1 protein-coding gene is annotated in these 1,503 nt (G+C 65.0%); it reads right to left on the bottom strand.

Annotation, left to right across the window (positions count from 1 at the left end):
* Positions 1-1,503 (bottom strand): VCBS repeat-containing protein (locus KF791_20895; protein MBX3735041.1); only part of this gene is annotated, 1,503 nt, incomplete at both ends.

Genomic DNA, 1,503 nt, shown 5'->3' with positions numbered 1-1,503 from the left:
CCACACCCCCCCAACCTCCTCAAACCCCTCCCCACCCACATTCCGATACGCCACGTTCGCCGTCGGCCATTCCGGGAAGAGCGCCCGAAGCTGAAGTTCTTCAGCCGCCGACAAACGCCTCGACGATTTGATGCGCTGAATCGCCGCCGCAGCGTCTGCATCGAGCACGTCCCGGTGAAATCCGTTGGAGATCAGCAGGTCCTCGTAGCCATCGAGGTCCACATCAAGGAAGAGGGCGCTCCAGGACCAGTCCGAGCCGTGGACACCGTGCATCCTGCCGACCTCGGTAAACGTACCGTCGCCCCGCCCAAGGAACAGGGTGTTCCACGGAACCTGCATCCGGTCTGAGTCAGAGCCCACCGGCAGGAGGAACGGCAGTCCTTTCTCCCGTTGCGTCATCCGCGGCCTATGCCCCCTGGGATGCATGTCGAGCACGAAGAAATCGTCCACGCCGTCCCGGTTCACATCCGCGACATCCACTCCCATGGACGACAGGCTCGTACGCCGCAGCGCCAGGGGCGGGGCGGCACGAAACCGGCCGGCACCGTCGTTCAACCACAGCCGGTCGGGAGATTCCGTGTCGTTGCAGACGTAAAGATCCGGCAGCCCATCACCGTTGAAGTCCCGAAAAAGCACGCTGAGGCCCCAATCAAGCGGCGGTGCTGCGGGGGCGCCCGATTCATCCGCAAAGGCCTGGGGAAACGGCACCCACTCAAACCGGCCGCCGCCCAGATTGCGATACAGTCGGTCTGCCTCCCCTGCCTCGCGAACCTGGCCGCGGGGCCCGACCACAAACCGTCCGGCCCACGCACTGCCTTCGACAGGGCGTCCTTCAACCTGCGACACCACGGGAACGCCGTTCGATCGCGTGATCCCAAATCGAACCCGGGGCAGATCCAGGATCGTATCGGCACGGTAATTGGCCACGTACAGGTCGAGGTCCCCGTCGCCATCCATGTCGGCCAGGGCCATCGAGGTTGCCCCGGAGGTCCGGTCGAGTCCGGAGTTCATGGATTCCACGAAGCGCCCCCGACCGTTGTTCAGGAAGAGTCGTGTGCCCACGCCGATGCCAGTGACCAGGAGGTCGAGGTCACCATCGCCATCCACATCGGCAAGGACCGCGCCCGTGGACCACTGGCCGTCACACGCCACACCCGCCGACGCCGTGATGTCTTCAAACCGCCAGCCACCAAGATTCCGAAACAGCACGTTCGGCCCCTCGAGACGGCAGAAGTACACGTCGCACCATCCGTCTCCGTCCACGTCGCCGAGTGCCACCCCGGAGCCGTTGTTGACGATGGTGTTGGTCAGCGAAATGGCCGCTGAAAGGCTGTTGGTGAACTGCAGCCCCGTCTCCGATCCCGGCAACCTTCGAAAGCCGGCCACCGAACCCGCGCCGGTCGGGACGGGTGTCACCGGCGTGGACGCCGTATCTGCCAAGGTCGTCCACGACAGGGCGATCCACACGACGGCCCACAACCCCATGCCCCCCTTCACGGCACC

The organism is Verrucomicrobiia bacterium, from assembly GCA_019634635.1.
Classification (GTDB): Bacteria; Verrucomicrobiota; Verrucomicrobiia; order Limisphaerales; family UBA9464; genus UBA9464.
This window is presented reverse-complemented; position numbering and strand designations above follow the sequence as displayed.